This is a genomic window from Pseudarthrobacter sp. BRE9 (assembly GCF_031844305.1).
Classification (GTDB): domain Bacteria; phylum Actinomycetota; class Actinomycetes; order Actinomycetales; family Micrococcaceae; genus Arthrobacter.
In genome coordinates, this window is record NZ_JAUZUY010000007.1 from 144,316 (window position 1) to 163,072 (window position 18,757).

Here is an 18,757-nt window from a genome sequence, read left to right on the forward strand (position 1 = left end):
CAGCTAGAACTCTACCGGCACGGCCCCTGTTAGGCCTGGCCGGGACCCGTCATGACATCGTCAGCGATTCAGACTAGCTTTGTGGGGTGTTGACAATACTGAACGCCGTCAAACGCGTGCTGGTGGGCAGGCCGTTCCGGAACGACCGGCTGGCCCACACCCTGCTTCCCAAAAAGATCGCACTGCCGATCTTCGCCTCCGACGCCCTTTCCTCCGTAGCCTACGCGCCGGACGAGATCCTCCTGACCCTTGCCCTGGCAGGCGTCAGTGCCGTGGCGATCTCACCGCTGGTGGGCCTGGCCGTGATGGTGGTGCTGCTGACCGTCGTCGCTTCCTACCGGCAAAATGTCCACGCCTACCCGTCGGGCGGGGGAGACTACGAGATCGCCAACGTAAACCTCGGCAAGTACGCCGGGCTGACCGTCGCCTCGGCCCTCCTGGTGGACTACGTCCTGACCGTGGCCGTATCCATGTCCTCGGCAGCCGCCTACCTCACCACCGCTGTACCGTCCCTGCACGGTGAGCAGGCCGTCATCGCCACCATCGGCGTCGTCATCCTTGCCCTGGTGAACCTGCGCGGCATCAAGGAAGCGGGCAGCGTATTCGCTGTTCCCACCTACATCTTCATGGCATCCATCCTGGGAATGACTGCCGTGGGCGTGTTCCAGGCCGCAACCGGACAGTTGGGGGAGGCGCCGTCCGCGGCCTTCACCATCGTCCCGGCGGAGGGCTTCGACCAGGGCCTGGTGGGCCTGGCCGGTGCCTTCCTGCTGCTCCGGGCCTTCTCCTCCGGCGCCGCGGCGCTCACGGGCGTGGAAGCGATCAGCAACGGCGTCCCCAATTTCCGGCACCCCAAGAGCAAGAACGCCGCCACCACCCTGCTGCTCCTGGGCGTCATCGGCGCCGCTATGCTGGCCGGCATCATCTACCTGGCCAACGCCACCAAGGTCCACATCGTGCTGGATCCGGCGAAGGAATTCCTGCTGAACGGCAACCCGCTGCCGGAGGGATACGTCCAAAACCCCGCCATCAGCCAGATTGCCGAGACCATCTTCGGCGCGGGCAGCATCCCCTTCTACGTCGTGGTGGCCGCCACCGGCGTCATCCTGGTGTTCGCGTCCAATACAGCCTTCAACGGCTTTCCGGTCCTGGGCTCCATCCTCGCGCAGGACGGCTACCTGCCCCGCCAGTTGCGGACCCGCGGCGACAGGCTGGCGTTCAGCAACGGCGTGCTGGCCCTCGCGGCAGGCGCCCTGGTGCTCATCATTTCCTTCGACGCGGACGTCACCAAGCTCATCCAGCTCTACATCGTGGGCGTCTTCATCTCCTTCACCCTCAGCCAGCTCGGCATGATCCGGCACTGGGGGCGCGAGCTGAAGCTCGCCAAGGACAAGGCCGTACGGCGCCGGATGATGAAATCCCGGGCCATCAACAGCATCGGCTTCGGCATGACGGGGCTGGTGCTGGTCATCGTCCTCATCACCAAGTTCGAGCAGGGCGCCTGGATCGCCCTGCTGGCCATGTTCATCCTGTTCCTGATCATGTGGAGCATCCGGGCGCACTACGACAACGTGGCCAAGGAACTTGCGGTGGACGAGGACTCCTCGCCCCGGGCCCTGCCCACCCGGGTGCACGCCGTCCTGCTGGTGTCGCACGTCCGCAAGCCCGTCCTGCGCGCACTGGCCTACGCCCGTGCGTCCCGGCCCTCCCGGCTGGACGCGATCACGGTGGACATCGACCAGGAGGAAACGGCCCACACCATCGCCGACTGGGAAAAGCTCGAAATCCCGGTTCCGCTGACCGTCCTCGCCAGCCCTTACCGCGAGACCGTCACGCCCATCATGGACTACATCAAGCAAATGCGCCTGGACTCCCCGCGGGACCTCATCGTGGTCTATATCCCCGAATACGTGGTGGGCAAGTGGTGGGAGCAGCTGGTGCATAACCAGACCGCCCTGCGCATCAAGACCCGCCTGCACTTCGAACCCGGAGTCATGGTGGCCAGCGTTCCCTGGCAGCTCAAATCATCCGAAGAAGCCAAGAACCTCCAGGACGTCCTGTGACCGCAAGAACTTCCACCACCATGCCGCAGGCACCCGAGGCCGCCGGGCATGCGGGCGAAGAGGCGGTGCTCGACGTCGGGCCCGTAGCCCATGGCGGGCACTGCGTGGCGCGCCACGGGGGCAGGGTGGTCTTTGTCCGGCACGCCGTTCCGGGAGAGAAAGTCCGGGTCCGGCTCACCGACGCAGGAGACGACGCCAAGTTTTGGCGGGCGGACGTCATCGAAGTGCTGGAGGCTTCCGCGGACCGGGTGGAGCACTTTTGGCGTCCGGCCGATTCCCCCCGGGCATGGAGCCACGGCCACCCGCCGGTGGGCGGCGCCGAATTCGGGCACATAACCCTGGCCAGGCAGCGCAGCCTGAAGGCGGACGTCCTGGCCGAACAGCTCACCCGGCTGGCCGGCTTTGAGCAGCTACCGCCGGCCTGGACGGGCCGCGTGGAAGAGGTGGGGGAAAACTACGACGGCGGCAGCGGCCTTGGGTGGCGCACGCGGGCCAGCTTCTCGGTCACCCCCGCCGGCAGGCTGGCGATGCACGCCCACCGCTCCAACCACATCATCCCTGTGCGCGAGATGCCCCTGGCCAGCGCCGCCATCAACGCGCTGCGCTTGTGGGACCTGGACCTGCAGGGCATCGAGCGGGTTGAAGTGGCCGCACCGGCCAACGGTTCCCGGCCCCTGGTGCTCCTGGCCCCGGCGCCCGGGACCAAGGACAAACGGCTGCGGACCATCGCGGCCGCAGTGCCGGAGGACGCTTCCGTCGGGGTCTTCGATCCGCTTACCGGCGCCGTGTCGCAGCTTCGGGGGCGGACCTGGGTACAGGAATCGGCCGTGGGCCACGACTACCGGGTCACTGGAGAGGGCTTCTGGCAGATCCACCGCGACGCGCCCGGGACACTTGTGGGGGCTGTCACAGAATTCCTGCAGTCGGGAAACTTCCTTCGCCCCGGAGCGGTGGTGGCCGACCTCTACGCGGGCGCCGGGCTCTTCACGGCAGTCCTGGCCGATGCCGTGGGAGAGTCGGGGTCCGTGCTCTCGGTCGAGGGCGCGCCCGGAACCAGCCGCGACGCCCGGAAAAACCTCCACTCAGCACCCCAAGTGGAGGTGGTCCAGGGCCGCGTGGAGCGGGTATTGCGCCAGAAACCGCGGAATTTCGATGCCCTGGTCCTTGACCCGCCCCGGGCCGGAGCCGGGAAAGCCGTCGTCGGCCAACTTATTGCGTCGCAGCCCCGCGCCATTGCCTACGTCTCCTGCGATCCGGCGTCGTTCGCCCGTGACCTCGGTTACTTCCGCCGCTCCGGGTGGGGCCTCGCCCAGCTCCGGGCCTTTGACCTCTACCCGCACACCCACCACCTCGAGACGGTGGCGCTGCTGACTCCGGCTCCATGATGCGGCGGCTGTTTTGGACTACGATGGCCGTAGTAGTCCCACGTCGCGCCCGTATTCTCGGCCGGCCGTGTGCAATTTTCGGGCCCTGTAACTACTTAGGGCGTCCTAACTAGCAGGCGGTCAACCGCGCGACAAAGATGAAACTGTTGCGAGAGGAGTCCTGCGATGAGCACTGTGGACAGCTTCGGTTCAAAAGGCAAACTTAATGTAGCCGGAACCGAATACGAAATTTTCCGGTTGAACTCCGTTGAAGGTGCAGAAGCCCTTCCGTTCAGCCTCAAGGTATTGCTTGAAAACCTGTTGAGGACCGAGGACGGCGCGAACATCACTGCCGATCACGTCCGCGCTTTGGCAGGCTGGGATCCGAATGCGGAGCCCGATACAGAAATCCAGTTCACGCCGGCACGCGTGATCATGCAGGACTTCACCGGCGTTCCCTGCGTGGTTGACCTTGCCACCATGCGTGAAGCGGTCAAGGAACTCGGCGGGGACCCCAAGCGGGTCAACCCGCTGGCGCCGGCCGAAATGGTCATCGACCACTCGGTCCAGATCGACGCCTTCGGCAACTCCGGCGCACTGGAGCGCAACATGGAGATCGAATACCAGCGCAACGGTGAGCGCTACCAATTCCTGCGCTGGGGCCAGACCGCGTTCGACGACTTCAAGGTGGTCCCCCCGGGAACCGGCATTGTGCACCAGGTCAACATTGAATACCTGGCCCGCACCGTGATGACCCGAGAAGTGGACGGCGCACTCCGCGCCTACCCCGACACCTGCGTCGGCACCGACTCGCACACCACCATGGTCAACGGCCTGGGCGTGCTGGGCTGGGGCGTTGGCGGCATCGAGGCCGAGGCAGCAATGCTCGGCCAGCCCGTCTCAATGCTGATCCCGCGCGTCGTGGGCTTCAAGCTCAGCGGCAGCATCCCCGCCGGCGCCACCGCAACCGACGTGGTGCTGACCATCACCGAGATGCTGCGCAAGCACGGCGTGGTGGGCAAGTTCGTGGAGTTCTACGGCGAAGGCGTCGCGGCTGTGCCGCTGGCCAACCGCGCCACCATCGGCAACATGAGCCCGGAATTCGGTTCCACCGCAGCCATGTTCCCCATCGACGACGTCACCCTGGACTACCTGCGCCTCACCGGCCGCTCCGAGCAGAACGTCGCCCTCGTGGAGGCCTACGCCAAGGAACAGGGCCTCTGGCACGACGCGTCCCGCGAGATCAAGTTCTCGGAATACCTGGAACTGGACCTGTCCACAGTGGTTCCGTCCATCGCCGGGCCAAAGCGCCCGCAGGACCGCATCGAACTCACCGAGGCCAAGGACGAGTTCCGCCACGACCTGCTCAACTACGTCTCCCACGATGCTGACGCCGGCACTTTGGACGAATCGCTCGAGGAGACCTTCCCGGCCTCTGACTCGCCCTCCTTCACCAGTGGCGCAACCCACGTCTCCGACACTGACCGCGAGCCGCCGAAGTATTCGGCAGCGCACGGGGGAGCGGGACGCATCACCAACCCGGTTCCCGTGAAGATGGCGGACGGACGCGAATTCGAACTGGACCACGGTGCAGTGACCATCGCCTCCATCACCTCCTGCACCAACACGTCCAACCCCTCGGTCATGCTGGCGGCAGCGGTCCTGGCGCGCAACGCCGTCGAAAAGGGCCTCACCGCCAAGCCGTGGGTCAAGACGTCCGTTGCTCCCGGCTCCAAGGTGGTCACCGACTACTACGAGAAGTCCGGCCTGACCCCCTACCTGGAGAAGCTCGGCTTCTACATCGTGGGCTACGGCTGCGCCACCTGCATCGGCAACTCCGGTCCGCTGGAAGCCGAAATCTCCGAGGCCGTCCAGGCCAACGACCTCGCCGTCGCGGCCGTCCTCTCGGGCAACCGCAACTTCGAAGGCCGGATCAACCCGGACGTCAAGATGAACTACCTGGCCTCCCCGCCGCTGGTCATCGCGTACGCCCTGGCCGGTTCCATGGACTTCGACTTCGAAACCGACGCCCTGGGCAAGGACGAGGCCGGCAACGACGTCTTCCTGAAGGACATCTGGCCCAACCCGGTTGAGGTCCAGCAGGTCATCGATTCCTCGATCGACAAGGAAATGTTCGCCAAGGGCTACGAGGGCGTCTTCGACGGCGACGACCGCTGGAAGGCACTCGACACCCCCGCCGGTGACACCTTCGCCTGGGATCCGAACTCCACCTACGTCCGGAAGCCCCCGTACTTCGAGGGCATGCAGGCGCAGCCGGAGCCGGTCAAGGACATCACCGGTGCCCGCGTGCTCCTGAAACTGGGCGATTCGGTCACCACCGACCACATCTCCCCGGCCGGTTCGTTCAAGTCCGACACCCCCGCCGGCCAGTACCTGCTGGCCAACGGTGTGGAGCGCAAGGACTTCAACTCCTACGGCTCGCGGCGCGGCAACCACGAGGTGATGATCCGCGGCACGTTCGCGAACATCCGCATCAAGAACCAGCTCCTGGACGGTGTTGAGGGTGGCTTCACCCGCGACTTCACCCAGGCTGACGGCCCGCAGGCATACGTCTACGACGCCGCACAGAACTACCAGGCAGCCGGCACCCCACTGGTGGTCCTGGCCGGCAAGGAGTACGGTTCCGGTTCGTCCCGCGACTGGGCAGCCAAGGGTACCGCCCTGCTGGGTGTCAAGGCTGTCATCGCCGAGAGCTACGAGCGCATCCACCGCTCCAACCTCATCGGCATGGGCGTCCTTCCGCTGCAGTTCCCGGCCGGCGAGAACGCTGCCAGCCTGGGCCTGGCCGGCACGGAAACCTTCTCGGTGGAGGGCGTCACCGCCCTGAACGAGGGCACCACGCCCAAGACCCTGAAGGTCACTGCCACCGCCGAGGACGGATCTGCAAAGACGTTCGACGCCGTGCTGCGCATCGACACCCCGGGTGAAGCGGACTACTACCGCAACGGCGGCATCCTGCAGTACGTGCTGCGCCAGATCTCCGCGAACTAGCGGTTTCTGCCGCCAGTCAGTATCCTCCCGAAGCCCCGGCCGGTCACCGACCAGCCGGGGCTTCGGCTTTGCAGCCAAAACCAAGGCGTTAGAGTTAAACGGCACGTCTACCACCCGAAGGAGGGGTCATTGGGAATCTTGGACACCATCCGGAATCCGCAGGACCTGAACGAGTTGACCGAGGAACAGCTGGCACAGCTGGCCTCGGAGATCAGGGAGTTCCTGATCACGAACGTTTCCCAGACGGGCGGCCACCTCGGACCCAACCTCGGCGTCGTAGAACTGACGCTGGCCGTGCACCGCATCTTCGAATCGCCCCGCGACAGCATCGTCTTCGACACGGGCCACCAGTCCTACGTCCATAAGCTGCTGACCGGGCGCCAGGACTTCAGCACCCTCCGCCAGGAAGGCGGGCTCTCCGGCTACCCTGCCAGGGCCGAGTCAGAGCACGACATCGTCGAAAGCTCCCACGCATCCTCGTCCCTGTCCTGGGCCGACGGCATTTCCCGCGCCCGCCAGCTCACCGGAGAAGGCGACCGGCACGTCGTCGCCGTCGTAGGCGACGGCGCCCTCACCGGCGGGATGGCCTGGGAAGCCATCAACAACATCGCCGCGGACAAGAAGCGCCGCGTGGTCATCGTGGTCAATGACAACGGCCGCTCCTACGCACCTACCGTGGGCGGATTCGCGGACTACCTCGCCTCGCTGCGCCCCACCATCGACTCCTTCCGCGCCGCCCCCGCCTATGAGGGGGCCCTGGACTGGTGGAAGAAGAAGCTCCAGAACGGCGGCCCCGCGGGCCAGTTCACCTACAAGAGCCTGCATGCCATGAAGAAGGGCATCAAGGACTGGTGGGCGCCGCAGGGCATGTTCGAGGACCTCGGCATGAAGTACATCGGCCCGGTGGACGGCCACAACCTCCAGGCCATGGAGCACGCGCTCTCCACCGCCAGGAACTACGGCGGTCCCGTCATTGTCCATGCCATGACGGAGAAGGGCCACGGCTACGCCCCCGCCCGCGCCCATGAAGCCGACCAGTTCCACGCTGTCGGCATCATCGATCCTGAAACCGGCGAACCAACCGGCAGCGCCGGGGCACAGTCCTGGACTTCCGTGTTCGCGGACGAAATCGCCGCCATCGCCGACGAACGCGAAGACATCGTCGGCATCACCGGGGCCATGCTGATTCCAGTGGGCCTGCACAAGTTTGCGGCCAAGCACCCCGAGCGCGTCATCGACGTCGGCATCGCCGAGCAGCACGCGCTCACTGCGGCCGCCGGGATGGCGTTCGGCGGCCTGCACCCGGTGGTTGCCGTCTACGCCACCTTCCTGAACCGTGCTTTCGACCAGTTGCTGATGGACGTCGCACTCCACAAGGCCGGCGTCACCATCGTCCTGGACCGGGCGGGCGTCACCGGCCCGGACGGCGCCAGCCACCACGGCATGTGGGACATGGCCATGGTCCAGATCGTCCCCGGCCTGCACCTGGCCGCACCCCGCGACGCCACCAGGCTCCGGGAGGAACTGCGCGAGGCCGTGGCCATCAGCGACGCCCCCAGCGTAGTCCGCTTTTCCAAGGGATCCGTGGGCCCCGCAGTCGAGGCCCTGGAACGGCTGAGCGACGGCGTGGACGTCCTGGCCCGCCGCCCCTCCGGTTCAACCGAGAACGACGTTCTGATCGTCAGCGTCGGCGCCATGTCAGAGCTGGCCCTCGACGTCGCCAACCGGCTCGGCGCGCAGGGCATCAGCACCACCGTGGTGGACCCGCGCTGGGTCCTTCCGGTCCGCCGCTCCATCATCGCGCTGGCCTCGCACCACCGGCTGGTGATCTGCATCGAGGACGGTGTGCGGGCGGGCGGCGTCGGTTCGCGCATCCGGCAGGAGATGCGCGCCGCAGGCGTGGATACGGCCCTGAACGAGGTGGGCCTGCCCGTGGAGTTCCTGGAGCACGGCACCCGAAGCCAGGTGCTGGAGCGGGTTGGGCTGACCGCCCAACAGATCACGCACGACGTCGTCGCGCAGGTCCTGGGGACCAAGGTTCCGTTTGCGCGGCCCCTGCCCGGGCAGCAGCACCCCACCACCGGCAGCCTTCCGATCCTGTGAAGGACGAGGATGAACTGAAGTACCCCGGCCCCGCGGGGGAGTCCGGACCGGTCCTGCACACCACCACCACCCGCGTTCCCAACGGACTGCAGCCGGGCCAGCTGGTGGTTTCGCGGAACCGGAAATGGAACGGCAAGGCCCACTGGGTGGTGCCGGGACGGTACCTTGGGGAAGACCAGCACGGGTGGTGGATCTTCCAGGGCACCAACGAGTTCTGTTCCCGTCCCGGTGCCGCGTTCTACACGCGCTCCGACGCCGTCCTGCTGGTGCCACGCGACGGTGACTGGGTGGCTACGTTCTACGACTCCGCCCACCCGGCCGGAGTGCAGGTCTACATCGACCTGGCGGTAGGCCACGAATGGACCCACATCCGGCCGGCAGTGACCGAGTTCCATGTCATCGACATGGACCTGGACGTCATCCGGACCGCTGACCGAGGCGTCTTCATCGACGACCAGGACGAATTTGCGGAGCACAGCGTCTCCATGCGCTACCCACACGAACTGATCGAGGACATCCAGTCCTCCGCGGACACTCTGTACCACGCCGTGAAGGCACAGCAAGCTCCATTCGACGGCACCGACGTCGAATGGTTTACAAAAGGACGCACATGAGCGGCATTGTCAGGGTCTACAAGCGCGACGACGAGGGTACCCTCCACTTCCGGGAGGCCTGGTTCGATGAGGACTACTCCCAGTTCGTCATGAATTTCGGCGTGGTGGGGCACCAGAGCAAAACCGAGGAAACCGACGTTCCCGATGATGCCGCGGCAGAAGGCCTCCTGGACGCCTTCGCAGCCCAGTGCTCCGAGGACGGGTTCGCCGAGATTCCCACCGAGGAGCAGTTTTGGGTGGTGGCGCAGTTCGCGCTCAAGACCCGGGAGGGCACGGACCGTGACCGCTACCTGGAGCAGAAGGCCACCGATGCCCTGATCAGCCACCTCGCCTGGCGGGGCCTGGGCACGGTGGAGCGTTCCGAATTTACTAACTACAAACTCAACATCTTCTGCCTTTGCCCGGATGTGAACAAGGCCGTCAATGCCATCAAGGTCTGCGCCCGCGGGGAGGACCTGGACTTCACCAAGCTCAGCATCGGCGCCGCCCCCTACAGCGACCCGGACCACTACAAACTCAAGCACTCAGCCAAGCCGGCCAGCAGCTTCACCCTCTAGGAGGCATCCTTGACCAGTTACCGCCGCGTTGGAAAATCAGGCCTGACCGTCTCTACGGTGGGGCTTGGCTGCAACAACCTCGGCCGCGCCAGGACCGCCACCGAAACGCAGGACGCAACGGACGCCGTCGTCCATGCAGCGGTGGATGCGGGCATTACCCTGTTCGACGTCGCCGACACCTATGGCCGGGAGCCCGGGCTGAGCGAAACCATGCTCGGCAAGGCCCTCGGCAACCGGCGCTCAGGCGTGGTCCTGGCTACGAAGTTCGGCATGGACATGAAGGGTGCCAGCGGACCGGACTTCGGGGCCCGCGGGTCACGGCGGTACATCATCCAGGCCGTGGAGGCTTCGCTGCGGCGCCTGGGCACGGACTGGATCGACCTCTACCAGTTCCACACCCCGGATCCGCTGACCCCCATCGACGAGACCCTCGCTGCGCTGGACACCCTGGTCCGCAGCGGCAAGGTCCGTTACATCGGCCACTCCAACCGGTCCGGCTGGCAGATCTCCCAGGCAGAGTACGTGGCCCGCGAACTGGGCACCGCCCGCTTCATCTCCACCCAGAACCACTACAACCTGCTGGACCGGCGTGCCGAGCTCGAGGTGACCCCCGCGGCGGAGGAGTTCGGGCTCGGTGTCCTGCCGTACTTCCCGCTGGCCAACGGACTCCTGACCGGCAAGTACTCGCCGGGCCATGCGCCGGAAGGGTCCAGGCTCAGCCACACCCGCACCAACATGGTGGACGACGCCGACTGGGACCAGCTGGGCCGGTTCAGCGCCTTCGCGAAGGAACGCGGGCTGACGGAGATCGAGGTGGCCTTCTCCTGGCTCGCCGCCCAGCCTTCGGTGGCCAGCGTCATCGCCGGGGCCACCAGGCCGGAGCAGGTCAAGGAGAATGCGCAAGCGGCGGACTGGGTCCCCACACCCGAAGACCTGGCTGCCCTGGACGCGATCTTCCCGGCCGTGCCCAAGGTCGCGCTCTTCTAGGCAGCCGTGCCCGCCTACCTCCTGGACGTGGACACCGGGATCGACGACGCCCTGGCCCTTGCCTACCTTTCAGCGCTCCCGGATACGGAGTTCGTGGCGGTCACAGCCACTCCCGGAAACGTGGACGCGGACCAGGTGGCCCGCAACACCCTGGCGCTGCTGGAACTGTGCGGACGGTCCGGCGTCCAGGTGGCCGTGGGTTCCCGCAAGCCACTGTCCATCCCGCTGGTCACCACCCCCGAGACCCACGGGCCGCAGGGCATCGGCTACGCAGTCCTGCCCGAACCAGCCGGCCGGATCAGCGAACTGGACGCCGTGGACCTGTGGATTGAACACGCCAGGGCGAGGCCGGGGGAGCTCACCGCGCTCATCACGGCCCCGCTGACCAACTTCGCCCTGGCACTGCGGAAGGAACCGCACCTGCCCGACCTCCTTGCCAAGGTGGTAATCATGGGCGGGGCCTTCTACCACCAGGGCAACACCACGCCCACCGCAGAGTGGAACACGCACGTGGACCCGCACGCAGCAAAGGAGGTTTACGCCGCGTACCGGGGAAGGCCGCTGGAAAAACTGCCCATCGTCTGCTCACTGGACACCACCGAGCGCATGGAACTCCGGCCGGCCCACGTCGCGGCGCTGGCCAGGGCCGCAGGTGCGGGCGTTCCCGAACTGGTGCTCCCGGAACAGCCCGAAGGCCAGCGCAGCAGCTCCGACAACCTCCTCATCCGCCACCTTTCGGATGCCCTGCGGTTCTACTTCGAATTCCACCGGCTCTACGACCAGGGGTACCTGGCCCACGTCCACGACTTTTTCGCCGCAGGAGTCGCGGCAGGCACCCTCGAATACACGGCGCGCCCCGCCACTGTGGACGTTGAAACGGAATCGCTGCTCCTGGCGGGAACCACCGTGGCCGACTTCCGCGGGCTCTGGGTCACACCCCCCAACGCCAGGATCGTTTCCAGCAACAACCCGGAGCAGGCGTTCGGCGAGCTGGTGTCAGCCGTCGGGAGCCTGGCCCGCCGGGTGGGCTGAACCGGCAGGCGCGCGGTGCCCCGTCAACAGGGCATTCCGCAGGGGACGCTGCCGCAGATGGCCGGTAGAATGGGGCACGGACCGGCCCGGCGCAGTTGCCGCCGGCTGCTGCCGAGGTGACATAGGCAGCCACACTCCGGCCCGGCGCCGCCGGGCCACCTCCTGCACCCCAAAGGAACAATCCCCATGTCATCGCCCTCTTTGACGCTCCCGTCCCAGGAACGCCCCGCGGCCCGTCGCCGGCTGCTGGAGATCCTCGGCGCCCTGGCCATCGCCGCCACCTATGTCTACCTTGTGCTGAACCAGCCGGCAGACATCACCGGAGGTCCGGGCAGTGCGTCGGCCCTGATTGCCCTCACCGGTTTCCTGGCGGGTGCGGTCCTGCTGATCGTCGCCGTCCTGCCCACGCTGCCGGCGTCCACCCTGGTGCTGATCCCGGTGGCGCTGGTCCTGAACATCGTGCTCGGCCAGTTCGTTGGCAGCACCCTGGTTCCCTTCTACCTCGACGCCATCGGCACGGTGCTGATCGCCGTCCTGGCCGGCCCCGCTGCGGGCGCAGCCACGGGCGCGCTCAGCAGCATCGTCTGGTCCTTCTTCAACCCCACCGTGCTTCCGTTCGCCGCAGGCGCGGCACTTATCGGGTGCCTGGCCGGGCTGGCAGCGCGCTACGGCCTCTTCCGCCGCTTCTACCTGGCTCCTGTGGCCGGCTTTGCGACCGGGATCATCGCCGGCGTGGTGTCTGCCCCGGTGGCCGCCTTCGTCTTCGGCGGAACCTCGGGCGTGGCAACGGGGGCGATCGTCAGCGCGTTCCGGGCCATGGGCGACACCCTCCTGGCCGCCATCACCAAGCAGGCGCTGATCTCCGACCCCATGGACAAGGCAATCGTGTTCACCATCGTTGCCATCCTGGTCTATGCGCTGCCCCGCCGGGCCCGCCAGCAGTTCCCGTTCATCCGGCGCCACCGGGTCCTGGCCGGCGGCACGTCTGCAGCTGATGCTCCCGCGCAGGGTTCGGCGCAGGGGCCCGCCCAGGATTCCGCACGGAAGGGCTGAACATATCCCTGTGACGGCATCATCGGCAGGCAGGACGGCAGTGCCGGCAAGACGGGGACGGGTTAACCCGCTGACGTCGCTCACGGCTGCGGCGGCCACGGCGGTCATTACGACGGCGGCCGGCAGTTGGCCGTTGTCCCTCGCCGTGGTTGCCGCGTGCCTTGGCCTGTCCGTAGTGGGCGGCACGGCGCGCCGGGTGCTCCCGGCGGCCGCAGCAGTCCTGGTTCCGCTTGGCCTGTCACTGCTGTGGCTGCATGGGCTGTTCTTCCCGGAGGGCAGGACCGTCCTGGCAGAGTGGGGACCTGCCCGGATCACGAAAGAGGGCCTGGATTTCGCCGGGCAGCGCATCCTGCAACTGGCCGCCGTGGTCCTGGCCCTGCTGCTGTTCTCCTTCAGCGTCCGGGTTCCGGACCTCGTGGCCGCCTTGTCGGCGCGCGGAGTACAGGGCCGGTTCGGCTTCGTCCTGGCCTCCACCCTGACCCTGCTGCCCGCCATCGCCGCCCGGGCACAGCGGATCCGGCAGGCACAGGAATCACGGGGCCTGGTGATCTCCCGCAGCCTGGTGTCCCGGGTGGCGGCGTTCCGGCTGCAGGCCGTTCCGCTGGTCCTTTCCCTGATCGATGACGCCGGCACCCGCGCTGCGGCTCTCGAAGCCCGCGGGCTCAGCAACACCGGGCCGCGGACCAGCTACCGCGAGGTGGCCGATTCCGGCCTGCAACGGGCAGCACGCATCGCCCTGGTGCTGGCAGCCCTTGCGGCAGTTGTCCTCCGGGTGATGCAGGCGGGCACAGGTGGCTGAGCCCATGGTGACCAGCGGCCCAAGCAACGCGGACAGTGCCAGCAATACAGGCGGTTCAGGCAAAGCGGCCCTGGCAGCCGGGATCGGAAACTTTACCTTCCACGACGGCCAGGCCCCGGCCCTGCAGAACGTTGCTGTTTCCTTTGCGCCGGGCTCCTTCACGGCAATCCTGGGCGCCTCCGGAAGCGGCAAGTCCACCCTGGGCCGGCTGCTGGCCGGCTGGCTGCGTCCGGGCGGCCAGGGAACGATGGCAGGTTTCCTTGAGCTGTCAGGTACCCGGCTGGAGTTCGACGGCGGCACGGGGGATCCGCGGATCGATCCCGCCCAGTGGGGCCGGCACGTGGGCTTTGTCCCGCAGGACCCCGGCGCCGTCCTGTCCACCGTCCGCGCCACGGTGGCCGAGGAACTCGCCTTCGGACTGGAAAATACCGGCACGGAGCGCGTTGACATGCAGGCGGCTGTGGAGCGCACAGCCGGGCTGCTGGGGCTTCGGAACCAGCTGGACCAGGATCCTGCCCGGCTCTCCGGTGGCCAGCTGCGGCGCCTGGCCATCGGCTGCGCCATCATTGCCGGGCCTCCCGTGCTGGTCATGGACGAGCCCTTCGCCTCCCTGGACGCGGCAGGGGCGAACGATCTTGGCACCCTGGTCCGGGACCTGCTGACGCGGGGCACCGCCGTCGTGATCCTCAGCCAGGTGATCGACCCCCTGCTCCTGGACGCCGACACCTGGGTGGTGCTGTCGCGCGGTACGGTCACGTCGGACGGGGCTCCTGCCGGCCTGGGGACCGGACAGACCGCAGGCAGCAATGGCCCAGCGCTGCCCCGGGCAATCCGGCATCCTGCCGGACTGGAACCTGCAGCGCCGCCAAAGCCGCGTGCAGTGCAGCAGACGGGTCCCGCGGCACTGCAACTCCAGGGCGTGTCCTTCGCGTACCCTCAGCCACACAGCCCTGGCAGAAGATTCGGCAGAAGACGCGGCAAAGCCGGGCAGGCGGGGCAGCCGAACGCCGGTACCCCCGTGTTGCGGGACGTCCACCTGGCGGTCCACCCGGGGGAGATCGTGGCCGTCACCGGGCCAAATGGAGCCGGAAAATCCACACTGCTGCGGCATTTCAACGGCCTGCTGAGGCCCACGGCGGGAACTATCCTGGTCAACAGCAATGACATTTCCGGTGCGCCCGTTGGACGGACAGCGGCATCAGTGGGCCTTTTGTTCCAGCAGCCGCGCGACCAGTTGTTTGAACGGACGGTACTGCGTGAGGTCAGCTTCGGGCTTGACCGCTTGGTGGGTCCGGGCATGGCTGCGGGGCGCGCCGCTGCGGCGCTTCAGGCGGTTGGCCTGGCGGCGGCCGCCGACGAGCACCCCGCCGAGCTCCCGGCCTCCGCCCAGCGCCTCCTGGCACTGGCCACCGTCCTGGCACGCAGGCCGGCGGTCCTGGCGCTGGACGAACCCACCGTGGCACTGGACGGCGACGGGCTGGCCCTGCTGGACGCCGCGGTGGGTTCGGCAGCAGCGGAGGGCGCCGCCGTCGTGCTGGTCACCCATGACCTGGGCTACGCACGGACGGCGGCGCACCGCATCCTGACGCTCGACGGCGGGCGGCTCGCGCCGGCCTGACCGGCGGTACGTCTTCCCGCCGGTCCGACGCCCAGCCTGCGGCAGCCGCCGCGCCAATCCGCTTAGCCTGCGGCGGGGAACGCGACGCCCGGCGCCAGGAAGCGCTTGCCGTTGATCCGCTCAGAGGCCCCCACCCGGTCCAGGTAGGGAGTAATGCCGCCCAGGAACATCGGCCAACCGGCACCCAGGATCATGCAGAGGTCGACGTCCTCCGGGCCGGCGACGACACCTTCGTCCAGCATGAGGCCGATTTCCTCAGCCAGGGCATCCTGGACGCGGCGCAGCACCTGCTCTCCAGTGGAGGCGCTGGAGCCAAAGGACAGCATTTCAAGCGTGGAGTCGGGGATGGCCCGGGAGCCATCCGGGGCGGTCTCCCACAGTGCCTTGACGTTGTTGTCGATAAGCTTCTTGAGGTTGGTGGAAACCGGGAAACGGTCGCCGAACGCGGCGTGCAGCGACTCCTGGACGTGCTGCGCCACGGGCAGGCCCACCATTGCCAGAAGCGTGAACGGCGTCATGGGCAGCCCCATGGGCCGCAGCGCGTTGTCCGCCACATCGGCGGGGGTGCCCTCATCGAACGCGGCCGTGACTTCCCCCATGAGCCGGAGCAGGATGCGGTTGACCACGAACGCGGCGGCGTCCTTGACCAGAACCCCGGTCTTTTTCAGTGACTTGGCCAGTTCGAAGGCGGTGGCCAGCACGGCGTCGTCGGTGCGCGGGGCACGGACAATCTCCAGCAGCGGCATCACGGCCACCGGGTTGAAGAAGTGGAACCCCACCAGCCGTTCCGGGTGCTGCAGGTCCGCGGCCATTTCCGTTACCGAGAGCGAGGACGTGTTCGTGGCCAGGATGCACTCCGGACCCACGATGCCTTCCAGCTCCGCGAAGACCTGCTTCTTGATGTGCAGTTCTTCGAAGACCGCCTCGATCACGAAGTCGGCGTCAGCGAAGACATCCTTCGACACCGAACCCGTCACCAGGGCCTTGGTTCGGTTGGCCGCGTCCTGGCTGATGCGCTGTTTCGCCAGCAGCTTGTCCACCTCGGCGTGGACGTAGGCAACGCCCTTGTCCACCCGCGCCTGGTCGATGTCGGTCAGGACCACGGGCACCTTCAGCTGGCGGGCGAAGAGCAGGGCCAGCTGGCCGGCCATCAGCCCGGCGCCCACCACGCCCACCTTGGTGACAGGACGGGCCAGCTTGCGGTCAGGGGCGCCGGCCGGGCGCTTTGCACGCTTCTGCACCAGGTCGAGGAAGGCGTAGACGGTCGAGCGGAACTCGTCCGTCTGCATCAGCTCAGCGAGCGTTTCGCATTCCAGTGCGGCGGATTCCGCCGCCGTCATGGTGCGGTTCGCCTCGAGGATGTCCAGGACCTTGGCGGGCGCAGGGGAAGCATTGGAGGTCTTGGCCTCAACAAACGCACGCCCGGCCTCCACCGCCGCGGCCCACCGGGTTGCCGCGTCCGGGGAGGAAGGGTCGACGGCGTTGGCCCGCTCCGGGACGATCCCGCCGGAGATGACACCGGCCGCCCAGGCCAGCGACTGCTCCAGGAAGTCGGCCGGCTCGAAGAGGGCGTCGGCGATGCCCATGCCGAACGCCTGGGCGCCGGAAAGGGTCCGGTTGTTGCTGAGCGGGTTCTCGATCATGACCTTCACGGCATTTTCCGGCCCCACCAGGCGGGGGAGGATGTAGACACCGCCCCAGCCGGGCACCAGGCCCAGAAACGCTTCCGGAAGCGCCAGGGCACCGGCGCCCGTGGATACCGTGCGGTACGTGGACTGCAGCGCGATTTCCAGGCCGCCGCCCAACGCGGTGCCGTTGATGAAGGCGAAGCTGGGGACGCCCAGATCTGCCAATGTTGCATAGACGTCGTGGCCCAGCTGCGCCATCCACAGCCCGTGCTCACGCTGTTCCAGCGACTTCACTGCGGAAAGGTCCGCGCCTGCCACCAGGTAGTGCGGCTTGCCGGTCACGCCGACGCCCACGATCTCGCCCCGGGCTGCACGCTCGCGCAGGCCCTCCAGGACGGTGCCGAGTTCCACCAGGGTGTTGGGGCCCAAGGTGGTGGGCTTGGTGTGGTCCAGGCCGTTGTCCAGGGTGACCAGGGCGAACGTGCCCGGGCTTGGCCTGCCCGCCGAGCCTGGCAGGGCGATGTCCTGCACGTAGGAGTGGGTCACGGTTTCGTTGGGGAACAGGTCCGCCAACTTGCGGTAATCTGCGGCGCTCATGCCATGGCTCCTTCGGAAACGGTAGCTGCGGTCTCCCCGGAGGGGGTTCCACTGTAGTCGGGGTGGTGCGGGTTCTCCCAGATCACGGTGCCACCCATGCCCAGGCCTACGCACATGGTGGTGATCCCGTACCGCACGGAGGGATCCTCTTCGAACTGGCGGGCCAGCTGGATCATCAGCCGGACACCGGAGGAGGCAAGGGGGTGCCCGACGGCGATGGCGCCGCCGTACCGGTTGACCCGGGGGTCGTCGTCGGCGATGCCGTAGTGGTCAAGGAAGCTCAGGACCTGCACGGCGAACGCCTCATTGATCTCGAACAGGCCGATGTCATCGATGGACAGCCCGGCGTTGTTCAGCGCCTTTTCGGTGGCCGGGACGGGGCCGATGCCCATGACCTCCGGCTCCACCCCGGCGTAGGCATAGCTGACCAGCCGCATCCTGACGGGCAGTCCCAGTTCGGCGGCGGCGTCCGAGGATGCCAGGAGTGCGGCGGTTGCGCCGTCGTTCAGGCCGGCGGCGTTTCCGGCGGTGACCCGGCCGTGGGCGCGGAAGGGAGTGCGCAGGCCGGCGAGGTCAGCCAGTGTGGTGCCCGGACGCGGCGGTTCGTCCTTGCTGTGGACGGTCCAGCCCTCGCCGGGCTTCCGGGCGGCAACGGGAACAAGGTCCGGCTGGATTTTTCCGTCCCGGTAGGCGGCAGCCAGCTTGTCCTGCGATGCTACCGCGTAGGCGTCGGTGCGCTGTTTGGTGATGGCGGGGAAACGGTCGTGCAGGTTCTCTGCCGTATTCCCCATGTTCAGGGCTGCCGGGTCCACCAGCCGTTCGGACATGAACCGCGGGTTTGGGTCGGTGCCGGAACCCATGGGGTGGTGCCCCATGTGCTCCACGCCGCCGGCAACCACCACGTCGTAGGCGCCAAAACCGATGCCGCCGGCCGTCGTGGTGACGGCCGTCATCGCGCCGGCGCACATCCGGTCGATGGCGAAACCGGGGACCGTCCGCGGGAGGCCGGCCAGCAGCGCCGCGGTCCGGCCCAGGGTCAGCCCCTGGTCGCCGCTCTGGGTGGTGGCGGCAATGGCCACTTCGTCGATCCGCTCCGACGGCAGGGACGGATTGCGGCGAAGCAGGCCGCGGATGCATTTCACGATCAGGTCGTCGGCCCGGGTCCCGGCGTAGATTCCTTTCTCACCGGCCCTGCCGAAGGGTGTGCGGATGCCGTCCACAAAGACGACGTCGCGGACAGTGCGCGGGGATGCGCCGCTTCCGTGTTGGCTCACGTGTAACTCCTCATCGAGACGTAGCGCGCCGGTGCATGCCGGAGTGCGGCACTTAT

At 67.5% G+C, this 18,757-nt stretch carries 13 protein-coding genes; 11 read left to right on the top strand and 2 right to left on the bottom strand.

Features of this window, described 5'->3' with window-relative positions; all coding sequences use genetic code 11:
* Positions 1 to 86: 86 nt before the first annotated feature.
* The 11 genes from Q9R31_RS14100 (at position 87) to Q9R31_RS14150 (ending at position 15,202) form a co-directional block, all read left to right on the top strand.
* Positions 87 to 2,063, top strand: a complete 1,977-nt coding sequence (locus Q9R31_RS14100) for an APC family permease (protein WP_311263347.1) — start codon at positions 87 to 89, stop codon at positions 2,061 to 2,063.
* Complete coding sequence (locus tag Q9R31_RS14105; protein ID WP_311263348.1) at positions 2,060 to 3,448, top strand: TRAM domain-containing protein; 1,389 nt, start codon at positions 2,060 to 2,062, stop codon at positions 3,446 to 3,448. The genes Q9R31_RS14100 and Q9R31_RS14105 overlap by 4 nt, the downstream gene beginning before the upstream one ends.
* Before the next feature lie 165 nt (positions 3,449 to 3,613).
* On the top strand, positions 3,614 to 6,439 hold the full coding sequence (locus tag Q9R31_RS14110; RefSeq protein WP_311263349.1) for an aconitate hydratase: 2,826 nt from the start codon (positions 3,614 to 3,616) through the stop codon (positions 6,437 to 6,439).
* Between the two features lie 129 nt (positions 6,440 to 6,568).
* A complete protein-coding gene (dxs, locus tag Q9R31_RS14115) occupies positions 6,569 to 8,542 on the top strand; it encodes a 1-deoxy-D-xylulose-5-phosphate synthase (protein WP_311263350.1) in 1,974 nt (657 codons plus the stop codon).
* Positions 8,539 to 9,156 carry a DUF402 domain-containing protein gene (locus tag Q9R31_RS14120; RefSeq protein WP_311263351.1) on the top strand — a complete coding sequence of 206 codons (618 nt, stop codon included), beginning with the start codon at positions 8,539 to 8,541 and terminating at the stop codon, positions 9,154 to 9,156. Before dxs ends, Q9R31_RS14120 begins: the two co-directional genes overlap by 4 nt.
* Complete coding sequence (locus tag Q9R31_RS14125; protein ID WP_311263352.1) at positions 9,153 to 9,713, top strand: hypothetical protein; 561 nt, start codon at positions 9,153 to 9,155, stop codon at positions 9,711 to 9,713. The genes Q9R31_RS14120 and Q9R31_RS14125 overlap by 4 nt, the downstream gene beginning before the upstream one ends.
* Before the next feature lie 9 nt (positions 9,714 to 9,722).
* Positions 9,723 to 10,700, top strand: coding sequence for an aldo/keto reductase (locus Q9R31_RS14130; RefSeq protein ID WP_311263353.1), 978 nt, complete (start codon positions 9,723 to 9,725; stop codon positions 10,698 to 10,700).
* A 6-nt stretch (positions 10,701 to 10,706) separates the two neighbouring features.
* Positions 10,707 to 11,732 carry a nucleoside hydrolase gene (locus Q9R31_RS14135; RefSeq protein ID WP_311263354.1) on the top strand — a complete coding sequence of 342 codons (1,026 nt, stop codon included), beginning with the start codon at positions 10,707 to 10,709 and terminating at the stop codon, positions 11,730 to 11,732.
* 186 nt (positions 11,733 to 11,918) lie between these two features.
* Positions 11,919 to 12,785, top strand: coding sequence for an ECF transporter S component (locus tag Q9R31_RS14140; protein WP_311263355.1), 867 nt, complete (start codon positions 11,919 to 11,921; stop codon positions 12,783 to 12,785).
* 10 nt (positions 12,786 to 12,795) lie between these two features.
* Positions 12,796 to 13,584: an energy-coupling factor transporter transmembrane component T gene (locus Q9R31_RS14145; RefSeq protein ID WP_311263356.1), complete on the top strand. Its 789-nt coding sequence runs from the start codon at positions 12,796 to 12,798 to the stop codon at positions 13,582 to 13,584.
* A complete protein-coding gene (locus Q9R31_RS14150; RefSeq protein WP_311263357.1) occupies positions 13,577 to 15,202 on the top strand; it encodes an ABC transporter ATP-binding protein in 1,626 nt (541 codons plus the stop codon). Before Q9R31_RS14145 ends, Q9R31_RS14150 begins: the two co-directional genes overlap by 8 nt.
* 62 nt (positions 15,203 to 15,264) lie before the next feature.
* On the opposite strand, the gene Q9R31_RS14155 is transcribed toward Q9R31_RS14150, so the two are convergent.
* Positions 15,265 to 17,427, bottom strand: coding sequence for a 3-hydroxyacyl-CoA dehydrogenase NAD-binding domain-containing protein (locus Q9R31_RS14155; RefSeq protein WP_311263358.1), 2,163 nt, complete (start codon positions 17,425 to 17,427; stop codon positions 15,265 to 15,267).
* A complete protein-coding gene (locus Q9R31_RS14160; protein ID WP_311263359.1) occupies positions 17,424 to 18,701 on the bottom strand; it encodes an acetyl-CoA C-acyltransferase in 1,278 nt (425 codons plus the stop codon). Before Q9R31_RS14160 ends, Q9R31_RS14155 begins: the two co-directional genes overlap by 4 nt.
* Between the last annotated feature and the right edge of the window lie 56 nt (positions 18,702 to 18,757).